Source organism: Pantoea sp. GM_Pan_3 (genome assembly GCF_026541045.1).
In the GTDB taxonomy this organism is placed as follows: Bacteria; Pseudomonadota; Gammaproteobacteria; order Enterobacterales; family Enterobacteriaceae; genus Pantoea; species Pantoea anthophila.
Genome location: NZ_JALNVA010000005.1, coordinates 185,073 through 199,638 on the forward strand (window position 1 = coordinate 185,073; position 14,566 = coordinate 199,638).

The 14,566-nt window shown below is 57.6% G+C and carries 13 protein-coding genes; 9 read left to right on the top strand and 4 right to left on the bottom strand.

Going from position 1 to position 14,566, the window contains the following annotated elements:
• Position 1: 1 nt before the first annotated feature.
• The 3 genes from OXR04_RS15700 (at position 2) to htpG (ending at position 2,911) form a co-directional block, all read left to right on the top strand.
• A complete protein-coding gene (locus OXR04_RS15700) occupies positions 2-334 on the top strand; it encodes a YbaB/EbfC family nucleoid-associated protein (protein ID WP_009091641.1) in 333 nt (110 codons plus the stop codon).
• Positions 334-939, top strand: a complete 606-nt coding sequence (recR, locus tag OXR04_RS15705; protein WP_046101370.1) for a recombination mediator RecR — start codon at positions 334-336, stop codon at positions 937-939. The genes OXR04_RS15700 and recR overlap by 1 nt, the downstream gene beginning before the upstream one ends.
• 97 nt (positions 940-1,036) lie before the next feature.
• Entirely contained in the window at positions 1,037-2,911 is a 1,875-nt protein-coding gene (gene htpG / locus OXR04_RS15710; protein ID WP_033736390.1) for a molecular chaperone HtpG, read from the top strand.
• Between the two features lie 290 nt (positions 2,912-3,201).
• On the opposite strand, the gene OXR04_RS15715 is transcribed toward htpG, so the two are convergent.
• Entirely contained in the window at positions 3,202-4,071 is an 870-nt protein-coding gene (locus tag OXR04_RS15715) for a LysR substrate-binding domain-containing protein (RefSeq protein ID WP_267372018.1), read from the bottom strand.
• Positions 4,072-4,258: 187 nt separating this feature from the next.
• Here OXR04_RS15715 and OXR04_RS15720 point away from each other — a divergent pair, with 187 nt between their 5' ends.
• The 4 genes from OXR04_RS15720 (at position 4,259) to OXR04_RS15735 (ending at position 8,324) form a co-directional block, all read left to right on the top strand.
• A complete protein-coding gene (locus OXR04_RS15720; protein WP_267372016.1) occupies positions 4,259-5,134 on the top strand; it encodes a DUF6024 family protein in 876 nt (291 codons plus the stop codon).
• A gap of 113 nt (positions 5,135-5,247) precedes the next feature.
• Entirely contained in the window at positions 5,248-5,892 is a 645-nt protein-coding gene (gene adk / locus OXR04_RS15725) for an adenylate kinase (RefSeq protein WP_009091630.1), read from the top strand.
• Positions 5,893-6,005: 113 nt separating this feature from the next.
• A complete protein-coding gene (hemH, locus tag OXR04_RS15730; RefSeq protein WP_267372014.1) occupies positions 6,006-6,965 on the top strand; it encodes a ferrochelatase in 960 nt (319 codons plus the stop codon).
• A gap of 57 nt (positions 6,966-7,022) precedes the next feature.
• Positions 7,023-8,324, top strand: a complete 1,302-nt coding sequence (locus tag OXR04_RS15735) for an inosine/guanosine kinase (RefSeq protein WP_267372012.1) — start codon at positions 7,023-7,025, stop codon at positions 8,322-8,324.
• A 282-nt stretch (positions 8,325-8,606) separates the two neighbouring features.
• Here OXR04_RS15735 and ybaL read toward each other — a convergent pair whose 3' ends face one another.
• On the bottom strand, positions 8,607-10,301 hold the full coding sequence (gene ybaL / locus OXR04_RS15740) for a YbaL family putative K(+) efflux transporter (RefSeq protein WP_009091623.1): 1,695 nt from the start codon (positions 10,299-10,301) through the stop codon (positions 8,607-8,609).
• Between the two features lie 505 nt (positions 10,302-10,806).
• Here ybaL and ushA point away from each other — a divergent pair.
• On the top strand, positions 10,807-12,579 hold the full coding sequence (gene ushA, locus OXR04_RS15745) for a bifunctional UDP-sugar hydrolase/5'-nucleotidase UshA (RefSeq protein WP_267372010.1): 1,773 nt from the start codon (positions 10,807-10,809) through the stop codon (positions 12,577-12,579).
• 34 nt (positions 12,580-12,613) lie between these two features.
• Here the strand turns inward: ushA and OXR04_RS15750 are convergent, their stop codons facing one another.
• Positions 12,614-13,045, bottom strand: coding sequence for a multidrug/biocide efflux PACE transporter (locus OXR04_RS15750; RefSeq protein ID WP_009091619.1), 432 nt, complete (start codon positions 13,043-13,045; stop codon positions 12,614-12,616).
• Between the two features lie 89 nt (positions 13,046-13,134).
• On the opposite strand from OXR04_RS15750, the gene OXR04_RS15755 reads away from it, so the two are divergent.
• Positions 13,135-14,004: a LysR family transcriptional regulator gene (locus OXR04_RS15755; RefSeq protein ID WP_009091617.1), complete on the top strand. Its 870-nt coding sequence runs from the start codon at positions 13,135-13,137 to the stop codon at positions 14,002-14,004.
• Here OXR04_RS15755 and ybaK read toward each other — a convergent pair.
• Positions 14,001-14,480: a Cys-tRNA(Pro)/Cys-tRNA(Cys) deacylase YbaK gene (gene ybaK / locus OXR04_RS15760; protein ID WP_111207342.1), complete on the bottom strand. Its 480-nt coding sequence runs from the start codon at positions 14,478-14,480 to the stop codon at positions 14,001-14,003. The two genes, OXR04_RS15755 and ybaK, sit on opposite strands and share 4 nt — an antisense overlap.
• Positions 14,481-14,566 lie beyond the last annotated feature (86 nt).

The window sequence follows — 14,566 nt, forward strand, 5'->3', positions numbered from 1 at the left end:
TATGTTTGGTGGTAAAGGCGGATTGGGCAACCTGATGAAACAGGCCCAGCAGATGCAGGACAAAATGGCCAAAGTTCAGGAAGAGATCGCCGCGCTTGAAGTGACTGGTGAGTCCGGTGCTGGCCTGGTAAAAGTCACCATTAACGGCGCGCACAACTGCCGTCGCGTGGAAATCGATCCCAGCCTGCTGGAAGATGATAAAGACATGCTGGAAGATCTGGTTGCCGCAGCGTTCAACGATGCCGCACGTCGCATTGACGAAACCCAGAAAGAGAAGATGGCTTCTGTCTCTTCAGGCATGCAGCTGCCGCCAGGCTTTAAGATGCCATTCTGATGCAAACCAGCCCACTGCTTGAATCATTGATGGAGTCGCTGCGCTGTCTGCCCGGCGTGGGGCCGAAGTCGGCTCAGCGCATGGCGTTTCAGCTGCTGCAGCGCGATCGCAGCGGGGGCATGCGGCTGGCACAGGCGCTGACCCGGGCGATGTCGGAAATTGGTCACTGTGCCGATTGCCGCACCTTCACCGAGCAGGAAATCTGCACGATCTGCGCCAACCCACGGCGTCAGCAGAACGGTCAGATTTGCGTGGTGGAAAGCCCGGCGGATATCCACGCCATTGAGCAGACCGGCCAGTTTGGCGGTCGCTACTTTGTCCTGATGGGCCATCTCTCGCCGCTCGACGGGATCGGTCCGGCCGACATCGGTCTGGATCGTCTGGAGCAGCGTCTGGAGAGTGAAACCCTGCAGGAAGTGATCCTCGCCACCAACCCGACGGTGGAAGGTGAGGCGACCGCGAACTATATCGCGGAGCTCTGTGGCCAGTATGGCGTCAGCGCCAGCCGAATCGCGCACGGCGTGCCGGTGGGCGGTGAGCTGGAGATGGTCGATGGCACCACGCTCTCCCATTCACTGGCGGGTCGCCAGAAGTTTAAATTTTAATCACTTGCCGGTGTTGTGACAGACACCGGCTTGAAAATCCCCCCGTCATCCCCACATCAACCTCAACGTTTGTTCAACCTGTTTTGTTGAGGTAGCAATGACCATGAAAGGACAAGAGACCCGTGGCTTTCAGTCGGAAGTAAAACAACTTCTGCACCTGATGATCCATTCTCTCTATTCAAACAAAGAGATTTTCCTGCGTGAGCTGATCTCCAACGCCTCGGATGCGGCAGACAAACTGCGCTTCCGCGCCCTGTCAGATTCCAGCCTGTATGAAGGTGATGGCGAGCTGCACGTTCGTCTCTCTGTTGATAAGGACAACCGTACCCTGACGCTGAGCGACAACGGTATCGGTATGCGTCGTGATGAGGTGATTGAGAACCTCGGGACTATCGCCAAATCAGGCACCAAATCTTTCCTCGAATCCCTGGGTTCTGACCAGGCGAAAGACAGCCAGCTGATCGGTCAGTTTGGCGTGGGCTTCTACTCCGCCTTTATCGTGGCGGATAAAGTGACCGTGCGTACCCGTGCCGCGGGCGCCTCAGCCGATGAAGGGGTTTTCTGGGAGTCAGCAGGCGAGGGTGAATATACCCTGGCGGAGATTGAGAAAGCCGACCGCGGGACCGAGATCACCCTGCATCTGCGCGAAGGCGAAGATGAGTTCCTGGATGTCTGGCGCGTTCGCAACATCATCAGCAAGTACTCCGATCACATCGCGCTGCCGGTTGAGATCGAAAGCAAAGATGAAGAGAGCGACACGACGCACTGGGAGAAGATCAACAAAGCCCAGGCGCTGTGGACCCGCAACAAATCTGACATCAGCGATGAAGAGTACAACGAGTTCTACAAGCACATCGCCCACGACTTCAGCGATCCGGTCGCGTGGAGCCACAATCGGGTGGAAGGTAAGCAGGAATATACCAGCCTGCTCTACATTCCGGCGCGTGCGCCGTTCGATATGTGGAACCGCGATCAGAAGCATGGCCTGAAACTCTATGTACAGCGCGTCTTTATCATGGATGACGCTGAGCAGTTTATGCCGAACTACCTGCGCTTTGTACGCGGCCTGATTGACTCCAGCGATCTGCCACTGAACGTCTCCCGTGAGATCCTGCAGGACAGCCGCGTCACGCAGAGCCTGCGCGGTGCGCTGACCAAACGTACCCTGCAGATGCTGGAAAAACTGGCGAAAGATGACAGTGAGAAGTATCAGACCTTCTGGAAAGAGTTCGGTCTGGTGCTGAAAGAGGGCCCGGCAGAAGATCACGCGAATCAGGAAGCGATCGCGAAGCTGCTGCGTTTCGCGACCACCCAGAGCGACGGCGCGGCACAGACCGTTTCGCTGGAAGATTACGTCAGCCGCATGGTGGAAGGTCAGGAGAAGATTTACTACATCACTGCTGACAGCTATGCCGCTGCCAAGAGCAGCCCGCATCTGGAGCTGTTCCGCAAAAAAGGCATTGAGGTGCTGCTGCTCTCCGATCGCATCGACGAATGGATGATGAGCTACCTCACCGAGTTTGACGGGAAAACCTTCCAGTCAGTGAGCAAAGCGGACGAGTCGCTGAGCAAGCTGGCCGATGAAGAGACCGAAGAGCAGAAAGAGGCGGAAAAAGCGCTGGAGCCATTTGTTGAGCGGGTGAAAAATCTGCTGGGTGAGCGCGTGAAAGAAGTACGTCTGACTCACCGTCTGACCGACACACCCGCCATTGTCACGACCGACGCCAACGAGATGACCACGCAGATGGCGAAGCTGTTTGCCGCGGCCGGACAAGAGGTACCGGAAGTGAAGTACCTGTTCGAAATCAACCCGGATCACCCGCTGGTGAAACGTGTTGCCGATACTCAGGATGAAGCACGCTTCGGTGAGTGGGTTGAGCTGCTGCTGGATCAGGCACTGCTGGCTGAGCGCGGCACCCTTGACGATCCAAACCAGTTTATCCGTCGCATGAATCAGCTGCTGACGGCTTAAACCCTCAGACCGGTATTTTCACCGGTCTCAGTCGGCTGATAAAGCCAAAGCAGGATGATTCTGACCGCAACGCCTGCACCCGCTGCGCAGGGGACACGGTCAGAAGAGGAAAGCGTCCCGCGCCAGGGATGGCGCGGGTCGAGCGTGTCAGGGATGACGGCTTTTGCGTCTTTCCGATCTGACCGTGTTCCCTGTGCTAACTCGATCTGACAGCAGAGCCGAGCAGAGTAGAGCAGGGCAGTTCAGAGCAGAGTCAACAACATCAAGCCGGTGATCATCACCGGCTTTTTTTATGGCTGTGCGGCATCCCGCAGCCAGTCCCGAAACAGGGTGATCTCGCTGTCGTCACGGCGACTCTGCTTCGTCATCATCCATGTTGCCCGATCGGTCGGGACAAAGCCGAGTGGGGCGATCAGCGATCCCTCCTCCAGCTCCCGCCGAACCAGCAGACGTGGCGCCATCAGCACGCCCAGACCACTGCGTGCCGCCTGAATAGCCAGCGTCAGCGTCTCAAAGTGCTTACCGCTGCTGAAGCGGCCACTGACCCCTGCCTTTGAGGCCCATTCTGACCAGGCGTGGAGACTGGTATCCGCATGCAGCAACGGCATTGCCGATAAATCTTCGCCCACCCGCAACTGTGAAGCGAAATGCGGGGCGCAGAGCGGTCCGCTCTCATCCTCGCTCACCAGCATCGCGTCAATATCGGGTTCAGGTGATTCACTATGGCTGAGGATCAGCACATCCACATGCTCGCTGCGCAGTTGAGGAACCTGAGCCAGCGGCTGAAAGTGAACCTCAATCTCCGGATAGCGCTGATAGAAGCTGGAGATGCGGGGGATCAGCCATTGCGATAAAAAACTGGGGGCACAGGAGATGCGAATCTGCTGAAGCAGACCGGTGCGGATATTTTCACAGCTGCTGCGTAATTCACTGAATGCCTGCTGACAGCTCAGCAGCAGCCGGTCGCCATGTGCCGTCAGCTTTACGCGGCCATTGGTGCGGACAAACAGCGGTTTGCCCATCCAGCTCTCCAGCTGGCGAATCTGATGGCTGATAGCACTGTGCGTGACGTGCAGATGTTCAGCCGCCACGCTGAAGCTGCTGTGCAGGGCTGCCTGGTGGAAATAGTGAAGCGCTCTCAGTGGCGGCAGTCCGTTCATCCTTATCCCCTGTGCAAAAATCTAACAGGGATTGTCAATTTATATCATTTTAAAGTCCAGCCGCATTGGCCTACTCTACAGGACAAATTCTGGCGGGTTGACTCATCCTTTTATCTGTGATTTTCCACAGCTATTCCGCCTGGCTTCACCTGCGTTCACGCCACACTATTATTCAAGCGAGACTGCCATGGCAAACGGCCCTTTATCCTCTGAAACGTCTGAAGAGGCGCGTCATCGGTTGCGCCTGGCGCTGTCACGTTATTATAAACTTGAGCAGTTTGACCTCTTCTTTACCCCCTCACTGCATGTGGCTCAGGTGCTGCTCTCTCAGCTGTTTCTGCGCCAGGAGCAGACGCGCAATCAGACCCGCTACGCCTCACACTATCCGGTTACCGAACTCAGCGTTCTGCCCGCGATCCCCCTGATCGCCGGTAACATCACGCTGGTGCCGCACGTCGATTTACCGGATGGCCGGGTGCGCCCGCTGCGGGAGTGCCAGCGCCACGGCGTGACGGAAGCGAGCGAGAGCTTCGCCAGCGTGCTGCATCACAAACTGATCGACGAAGCCCGTCTGTTTGTGACCCGACTGGATAGGCATGCGGAGATCTGCGGCGATCTGGTGCTGGTGGCGCTAAGAACGCACGACTTCAGCACCCTGGTACGCAGTGAACTGCGTCTGTTTGAACAGGGGCTGGCGCTGCCCGCCATCGACGAGGCGCTGCATCGCCTCAACGATCCGCAGTGGCGGCCTTACAATGCCGCCACCGTCGATGCGCTTTCACTTTCAGGGCCGCTGTCGCTCAACTCCAGCCATCAGCCCGGTCTGCCCTTTGCCAGCTTTACGCTCCCGGCACCGCTGTTCGCCAGGCTGTCGGACGCCGATGACGTGGTGAAGTGGCCGCAGCAGGCGCGGCTGCAGCTGAATGCCAACGTGCGCGGCAGCGGTAAAAAAAGCGTGAATATGACCCATTATCTGAGCCGCCGGCTGCAGTATTTGCTCGGCACCGGCATGAAATCTGAAAAAGCGTCAGGCAGACCAGCCGGGTCTGGTTTCGCGCCATAAAGCCAGTAAAGTAGCCCTGAGCGATCCGCGCCCTTCCTTGTGATGAGCGGGTCATAATGGTATGTTCTTCGCCTTCAAGATAGATCAATGCGATTCGCAAGGGGATTTACGCAATGCGTATTATTCTGCTCGGAGCTCCGGGCGCAGGTAAGGGGACTCAGGCCCAATTCATCATGGAGAAGTACGGCATTCCGCAAATCTCCACTGGCGACATGTTGCGTGCAGCAGTGAAAGCAGGCAGCGAGTTGGGCAACCAGGCGAAAGCCATCATGGATGCTGGCAAACTGGTGACCGATGAGCTGGTGATTGCGCTGGTTAAAGAGCGTATCACCCAGGAAGATTGCAAAAACGGTTTCCTGCTGGACGGTTTCCCGCGCACCATTCCTCAGGCGGATGCAATGAAAGAAGCCGGGATCACCGTTGATCACGTGCTGGAGTTCGCTGTACCGGACGAACTGATCGTCGAACGTATCGTGGGTCGTCGCGTGCATGCGCCGTCAGGCCGCGTCTATCACGTCACCTTCAATCCACCGAAAGTGGAAGGCAAAGATGATGTGACCGGTGAAGAGCTCACCACGCGCAAAGACGATCAGGAAGAGACCGTGCGTAAGCGTCTGGTGGAATACCATGAGATGACCGCGCCGCTGATTGCTTACTACAGCAAAGAAGCGGAAGCGGGCAACACCGCCTATCACAAAATTGACGGCACCCGTAAGGTGTCCGAAGTGAGTGCTGAGCTGGCTAAGATTCTGGGCTAAGCTCACCGGGGCCGGGATTACCGGCCCCTTTTGCAGTAATTGCTTTTACCTCCCACTAATTCCGCTACAATTTCCCTGTTTTCACGCATCCCCGTTGTTATCAAGGAACTCCAATGAGGCAAGATAAGCCCGGCGTGTTACTGGTTAATTTAGGTACGCCAGACGCCCCTACCACACCTGCTGTTAAACGTTATCTGAAACAGTTTTTAAGCGATCCTCGCGTGGTCGATGCGCCGCGCTGGCTCTGGTGGCCGGTTCTCAATGCCGTCATTCTGCCGTTTCGCTCACCGCGCGTATCGAAGCTTTACGCTTCGGTCTGGATGGAAGGGGGATCGCCGTTGCTGGTCTATAGCCAGCGTCAGCGCGACGCCCTGGCGGCCCGCATCGATATGCCGGTTGAACTGGGTATGAGCTACGGCAATCCCAGCCTGAAAAGCGCCGTGGATAAGCTGATGGCGCAGGGCGTGACCCGCCTGATTGTGCTGCCGCTCTATCCGCAGTTCTCCTGCTCCACCGTGGCGGCGGTGTGGGATGGCCTGACCAGCGTCTTCAGAGCGTATCGCTCATTGCCTGAGGTGCAGTTTATCCGCGACTACGCCGAGCATCCGGCCTATATCGCCGCGCTGAAAGCCTCTGTCGAGCAATCCTTTGCGCGGCACGGCCAGCCCGATCTGCTGGTGTTATCCTTCCACGGCATTCCGCAGCGCTTTGCCAACGAAGGTGATGACTATCCGCAGCGCTGCGCGGATACCACAGCGGCCCTGGTGAAAGCGCTCGGCCTGCGTGAGGATCAGTACATGATGACCTTCCAGTCGCGTTTTGGTCGTGAGCCCTGGCTGATGCCCTACACCGACAAAACGATGGAAAGCCTGCCTGCGAAGGGGATTAAACATGTTCAGGTGATGAGCCCGGGCTTCTCGTCAGACTGCCTGGAGACGCTGGAGGAGATCAGTGGTGAAAACTGCGAAATCTTCATGCATGCCGGCGGCGAAAAGTTTGAGTACATTCCCGCACTGAACGCGGATGACGCGCACATCGACATGATGGTGCAACTGGTCAACGCACGTCGTTAAAGCAGAGGCGGAGAGTGTGATATCATTCTCCGCCTGTTTTTCCATACGGCACTTCCGATGAAATTTCCCGGCAAACGCAAATCTAAACACTACTTTCCCGTCAGCGCACGCGATCCCCTGTTACAGCCGACTCAGACCGACGTTGATGCGGGCAGCTGGGTGGTGGGTATCGACCAGACGCTGGTGGATATCGAAGCAAAAGTCGATGACGCTTTTCTGTCACGATACGGCCTGAGTGCCGGGCATTCACTGGTCATCGACAATGATGTCGCGGAAGCGCTGTACAGCGAGCTGATGCGTGACGGGCTCATCACCCATCAGTTTGCCGGTGGCACCATCGGTAATACGCTGCATAACTTCTCGGTGCTGGCCGATGATCGCTCGGTCCTGCTGGGCGTGATGTGTAACAACATCCAGATTGGCGGCTACGCCTATCGCTATCTCTGCAACACCTCAAGCCGGGTAGATCTCAACTTCCTTCAGGGAGTGGATGGCGCGATCGGTCGCTGCTTCACGCTGATTGGCGAGCATGGCGAGCGCACCTTTGCTATCAGCCCCGGTCAGATGAATCAGCTTCATCCGGATAGTGTGCCGGAAGACGTAATTGCCGGGGCCTCGGCGCTGGTTCTCACCTCCTATCTGGTGCGCTGTGCCGAGGGTGAGCCGATGCCGCAGGCGACGCTGCGCGCGATTGAGTATGCCAAACGCCATCATGTGCCGGTGGTGCTGACGCTGGGCACCAAACATGTGATTGGCGACAACCCTCAGTTCTGGCGTGACTTCCTGCGTGACCATGTCAGCATCGTGGCGATGAATGAAGAGGAAGCGCTGGCACTGACCGGGGAGTCCGATCCGCTGCTCGCCGCGGATATGGCGCTGGAGTGGGTGGATCTGGTGCTCTGTACCGCTGGCCCAATCGGGCTCTATATGGCGGGGTACACCGAGGAAGAGTTCAAACGCAAAACCAACCATCCGCTGCTGCCTGGCGCGATTGCGGAGTTCAATCAGTATGAGTTCAGCCGGGTGATGCGCCAGCAGGATTGCCAGCAGCCGCTGCGTATCTTCTCGCATATCGCGCCTTATATGGGCGGCCCGGAGAAGATCATGAACACCAACGGCGCGGGGGATGGGGCGCTGGCGGCGTTACTGCATGATATTACCGCCAACACCTATCACAGTCTGAACGTGCCCAACTCCAGTAAACATGCGCGTCCTTATCTGACCTACTCGTCGCTGGCGCAGGTGTGTAAGTACGCCAACCGTGTCAGCTATCAGGTGCTGAACCAGCATTCGCCGCGTTTAACCCGCGGACTGCCGGAACGCGAGGACAGCCTGGAAGAGTCCTACTGGGATCGGTAAAGCGGGTCGCGACAGGATATAAAAAAAGGCCCTTCTGAACAGCAGGGCCTTAAATGACTGTCAGCGTCTGGCTCGTTTAGCGGTGAGATCGGGCCTGCTTAGGGAACATGGTCAGATCGGAAAGTCGCTTAAGCCATCCCTGGCCGCTCGGCCCGCACCATCCCTGGTGCGGGACGCTTTCCTCCTCTGACCATGTTCCCTGCGCGTTGAGTTTATTCGTTGCTGTAAAATTCACCCTGAATGGGATATGTCAGTAATTTGCCGGGACTTGTTAAACAGGCTTCAGCGTACTACATCGCAGGGCTGTAAATCCTCGCCCTGCGTCATCTCATCCTGCAGGATCTGCAGCATGCTGCTGGCGATCTCACGCTCACCCATCACGACGCGGGATGCACCGCGTTCCATGATGTATTCCACTTCATCGTCGTAGTGGGCGCGGGCGATAATCTCAATGTTCTGGTGTTTTTCACGCGCGGCGGTGACCACTTCACCCGCCTCATAGCCATTCGGGATCGTGAGTAACAGCCAGCGGGCGCAGTCCAGTCGTGCCAGTTCCATGGTTTCAGCGCGGGCCGCGTTGCCCAGCACCGCTTTGATACCCTGCTCGCGCAGCGCTTCGACCCGCGGACGGGAGTTTTCAACCACCACCAGTGGCACATTCGCCTCCAGCAGCTTCTGACCAATCAGGCTGCCCACCCGGCCATAACCAACAATCACCGCGTGATTGCAGAAATCGACGGGAATCTGCTTCTCTTCTTCGATGGCCTCTTCCAGCGTCTGCTCTTCCATGGTTTCGGTTTTCGCCAGAAAACGCTCCAGCAGGGTAAACAGAATCGGGTTGAGCATAATCGACAGAATAGCGGCGGCCAGCACCAGGTTGCGCCCCTCATCGCTGAGCAGGCCGAGTGAGATACCCAGACCCGCCAGGATAAAGGCGAACTCACCGATCTGCGCCAGACTGACCGAAATGGTCAGCGCCGTGCGACGCGAATGGCCGAGTAGTGACACCAGCAGCCAGGCGGCGACTGACTTGCCGACCACAATAATCACCAGCGCACCCAGCACGGCCAGCGGCTGCGTTACCAGAATGGAAGGGTCAAACAGCATCCCCACCGAGACGAAGAACAGCACCGCAAAGGCATCGCGCAGCGGCAGGGTATCGCGTGCCGCGCGGTGGCTCAGTTCGGACTCGTTGAGCACCATACCGGCGAAAAACGCACCCAGCGCAAACGAGACATCGAAAAATTCAACCGCGCCAAACGCGATACCCAGCGCCAGGGCTAACACGGCCAGGGTAAAGAGTTCACGTGAACCGGTCGCCGCGCTGCGGGCGAGGATCCAGGGCACAGCCCGGCGTCCCACGACCATCATCAGCACCATAAAGGCCGCCACTTTGCCGATGGTCCACAGCAGATCCCAGGCCAGCAGGCCGGCGCTGGCGTTGCCCTGTTCCATCATGCCGGCAATCGCAGGCAGCAGCACCAGCGTCAACACCATCACCAGATCTTCAACAATCAGCCAGCCAATCGCAATCTGCCCGCGCTGGCTATCGATCAGCTGTCGCTCCTCTAACGCGCGCAGCAACACCACGGTACTGGCGGTAGAGAGGCAGAGGCCAAAGACCAGGCCGGTCATCCATGACCAGCCCAGCGTCCAGGACAATCCCATTCCCAGTAAGGTCGCGACGGCGATCTGCGCGATGGCGCCGGGAATGGCGATCGACTTTACCGACATGAGATCTTTCATTGAGAAGTGCAGGCCGACACCGAACATCAGCAGGATAACGCCGAGTTCAGCCAGTTCAGGGGCCAGATTGGTATCGGCAACGAAACCAGGGGTAAAGGGGCCGGCCAGCACGCCGGCCATCAGGTAACCGACCAGCGGGGAGATACGCAGGCGATTCGCCAGCATCCCAAGGAGAAATGCCAGAACCAGCGCTCCGACAATGGTAGTGATCAACGGGGTGGTGTGATGCATGCCTGTCTCCTTGTATGCAAATGTATCCGCTTGTAACAAACGAGTTTAATGTAAAATCACACCTTCCGCTGAGCAATTTGCGGGAATAGCGTAAAAAAACCGGAAAAAAAGCCAATTACACAATCGGAAGGCCATTTCTGCTCATTATCGGCAATACTGGCTGAGTTTGCGGTTCAGACAGAGCAGGATAAATAAAAATTATCATGAGTAAATACCGGGAGTCTGACGCAAATAGCCGGTAAATAGCCTCTCAGAGCGGCTAAAGCCCGCCAGCCCCTCTTTTTGCAGGAGTAAACAATCAGTTAACAATAGAGCGAACGGCCGGTTAAGGTGACGCTGGCAGACAGGGAGCCTGCGATACGGTGCCTGCCCCCGGTTCTGCTGGCGGCATTGCGCGAACCGGTGCAGCTGGCGTGATGCGCATTGGCCTTGAGTTCGCCGGGAGAATGTGCGACACAGTGGGGCAATGCGGCCGGGAATTCGGGCCAGGGGAAAATTAAGGAGAATGTCAGTGGTGTTTTCAAAATGGACAGGGGCGGGCGTCGCGCTGCTGGTGGCGCTGTTTCCGCTGTTTTCACAGGCCGCCCAGGCCGACCGCAGCTATCGCTTCAGCGTGCTGCACACAAACGATGAGCATGGCCATTTCTGGTTCAATGAACAGGGCGAATATGGTCTGGCGGCACAGAAAACGCTGATGGACACGATGCGCTATGACGTGCAGGCCAGAGGCGGCGGCGCACTGATCCTCTCCGCCGGGGATGTGAACACCGGGGTGCCGGAGTCTGACGAGCTGGATGCAGAACCTGATTTTCGGGCGATGAACCTGATTGGTTATGACGCCATGGCGCTGGGCAATCATGAGTTTGATAAGCCGATTGCGGTGCTGCGTAAGCAGGAGAAGTGGGCGCGCTTCCCGCTGCTGGCTGCCAACGTCTATCAGAAAAGCACCGGTCAGCGGATGTTTAAACCCTGGGCGGTCTTTAACCGTCTCGGACTGAAAATCGCGGTTGTCGGGCTGATCACGCCTGACACGGCGAAGCTGGCTAACCCTGAAGGACTGAAAGATACCGACTTCCGCGATCCGATTGCTGAAGCCGTGAAGGCGGTGGCCGAACTGCGCGCCACAGAGAAGCCGGATGTGATTATCGCGCTGACCCATCTTGGTCACTATGACGATGGCAACCATGGCAGCAACGGCATTGACGATGTCACCCTGGCGCGCAGCCTGCCCGCCGGGACAATCAATCTGATTGTCGGCGGGCATTCGCATGACGCCGTCTGTATGGAAAAAGAGAACGTCAGCGTGAAAAATTATCAGCCTGGCCAGCCATGTCAGCCTGATAAGCAAAATGGCATCTGGATTATGCAGGCCGACAAGTGGGGCAGATATGTCGGACGCGGCGATTTTACCTTCCGCAACGGTCAGGTGACGCTGGAGGCGTATCAGCTGGTGCCGGTGAATCTTAAACACCGGGTGAAAAATGCCGATGGCAGCGAAACCTGGCTCACCTGGCAGGAGGAGATCCCTAAAAACAGTGCGATGATGAAACTGCTGATGCCGTTCCAGAAGCGGGCGGAGGCGAAGTTAACCGTCAATGTCGGCAGCGCCGACGGCGACTTCAGCGGTGAAAAAGAGCAGGTTCGCTTTGAGCAGACCAACCTCGGCCAGCTGATTCTGCGCGCCCAGATGGCGCACACGCAGGCGGATTTTGCCGTGATGAGCGGCGGTGGCATTCGCACCTCGCTGAAATCGGGCAAGCTCAGCTGGCGCGATCTGCTGCAGGTTCAGCCGTTTGGCAATCAGGTGGTCTCTGTCAGCCTGACCGGCGCGGAGATTAAAAAATATCTGGATGTGGTTGCCAATATTCAGCCGGACACGGGGGGCTACGCCCAGTTTGCCGGGATCAGCCTGACCGCGGATGGAAAGCAGGTCAGCGACGTCATGATCAACGGCAAGCCGCTGCAGGAGACGCAGCACTATCGTATGGCGACCAACAGCTTTAATGCGGCAGGCGGCGACGGTTATCCGCGTCTGGATAACCACGCGGGCTATCGCAACAGCGGAGCGGTGGATGCGCAGGTACTGCGTGAGTGGATTCACGCCCATTCGCCGCTTAAAGCCAGTGACTATCAGCCCAAAGGCCAGATCGTGCATCTGACCGATGAGCAGATCCGGGCGCGGGATGAAGCGGCCGAAAAAGCGCGTAAGCGTAACTACCCGAAAATGATTCTGGCGTGGATCTGGCCGTGGGGGAACGAAACAGCCCGCACGCATTGAACGCACCGGGAGGCGTCTGCGCCTCCCGATTTTCTCATGCCCGGCAGTGGCGACGCCTGATCCAGCGGGCGCGCAGCTGATCCCAGCCCCAGTTATAAGCGAGGGTAAACGGCAGGAAGAAGAGGAAAAAGGCCACTTCCACCAGAAACGCCTGCCACAGGGTAATATCCAGCATCAGGGCGGCAATCGGCAGACCGATCAGGATAAAGCCACCTTCAAATCCCAGCGCATGAACGGCACGCACGACAGGCCCGCGTTTCTCGCCCGGCGCATAGATCCGATCAAACCCGGCGTTGTAGATCATGTTCCACAGCATCGCCGCGGTTGAAAGCATAATCGCCAGCGATCCCATCTGAAACAGCGGTTTATTCATCACCCAGGCCGCCAGCGGCGAAACGGTCAGAATCGCCAGCGTCTCAAAACAGACGGCATGAAGAATACGTTCTTTAAGTGAGCGGGTACGCATTGTGTTTTCTCCTTCAATCATGCGGCGCATTTTCCCATCGCAGAATGCTAAGATAAAATGAACACCTATCGGAAAAAGCGATGGAACGAATGCGATACTCCCCGGAATCCCTTGAGGCTTTTATGCAGACGGTGGCGAGCGGCTCCTTTTCTGCGGCTGCGCGCGCGCTGGGCAAAAGCCAGTCCACCATCAGTGCAGCGGTGGCCAGTTTAGAAGACGATCTCGGCTTTGCGCTGTTTGACCGTGCCGGTCGTCAGCCCATCCTGACGGAACAGGGGCACCGCGTGCTGCCTCAGGTTCAGCAGATTCTGGCCGCCAGTGAACGGCTGGATGCGCTGGCGATACGCCTGTCGCAGGGGGTTGAGCCCCGGCTCAGTTTTGCCATGTCCGATTTCTGGCAAACCGATCATCATGAACAGCTGCTGAAACAGCTTGATGCCCGCTACCCGGAGCTGGAACTGGAGTGCATGATTGCGGAAGATGAGGATGTGCTGGACCTGCTGCAGGCCGGGCGGGTTCATCTGGGCGTCGTGCGGGCGCAACCCAATCTGCCGGTGGATATCGCGGTGGCGCGACTGCAGGTTGAAGCACAGATGGCCATCTTTTTACATCGCGATCACCCGCTGGCACAGGCGGAGATCCTCAGCGAAAGCCAGCTGGAGCCGGTCCGGCATCTGCGGCTTAACACCTGGGTTGAAGCGCACCAGCCGAAACCGATGGGGCGTATCTGGTCTGCGCCCACCTATCTGTTACTGCTGGAGATGGCGGAACAGGGATTTGGCTGGACGATTCTGCCGCGCTGGCTGGTGAAACAATTCGGGCATGGTGTGTTGAAAGAGCTGTCGCTGCCGGGCTGGCCGCAGCATATCGCTGTTGAGGTGGTCTGGTCACGCCGCACGCCACCCGGTCCGGCGGGGCGCTGGATGATCGACCAGCTCTGCGCTCAGCCACGGGTTTAATCGTGGCGGGCAATATCCGCAAACGGCGCATCCAGCAGTCGTGAAAGATCGCCGGGTGCCAGTTCGATATCCAGCCCCCGTTTGCCGCCGGAGATAAACATGGCGCTGAACGCGCTGGCGGAGTGATCGATGACGGTAGGCAGCCGTTTTTTCTGTCCCAGCGGGCTGATCCCCCCCACCAGATAGCCGGTGACCCGCTGTGCCAGCTGCGGGTCGGCCATATCCGCTTTTTTTGCGCCCAGCGCCTTTGCCACCTTCTTCAGATCCAGCTGCGTCGAAACCGGCGTAATCGCCACCGCCAGCTGCTTCGCCTCGCCGTTAAGGGCGACCAGCAGTGTTTTATAGACCTGGCGCGCATCCAGATTGAGCTTGCGCACCGCTTCGTCACCAAAGTGTGTTTCGTTGCTGTCATGCTCATAGGGATGCAGGGTAAAACTGACCTTCTGTTTTTCCAGCAATTTTACGGCGGGCGTCATACGGGTTCCTTAGTCAGAAAAATCTTATTACGCTTAATGATGGAAAAAGGTGGCGGAATTTTGTTCTTTGAGTGAAAATTGGCCGC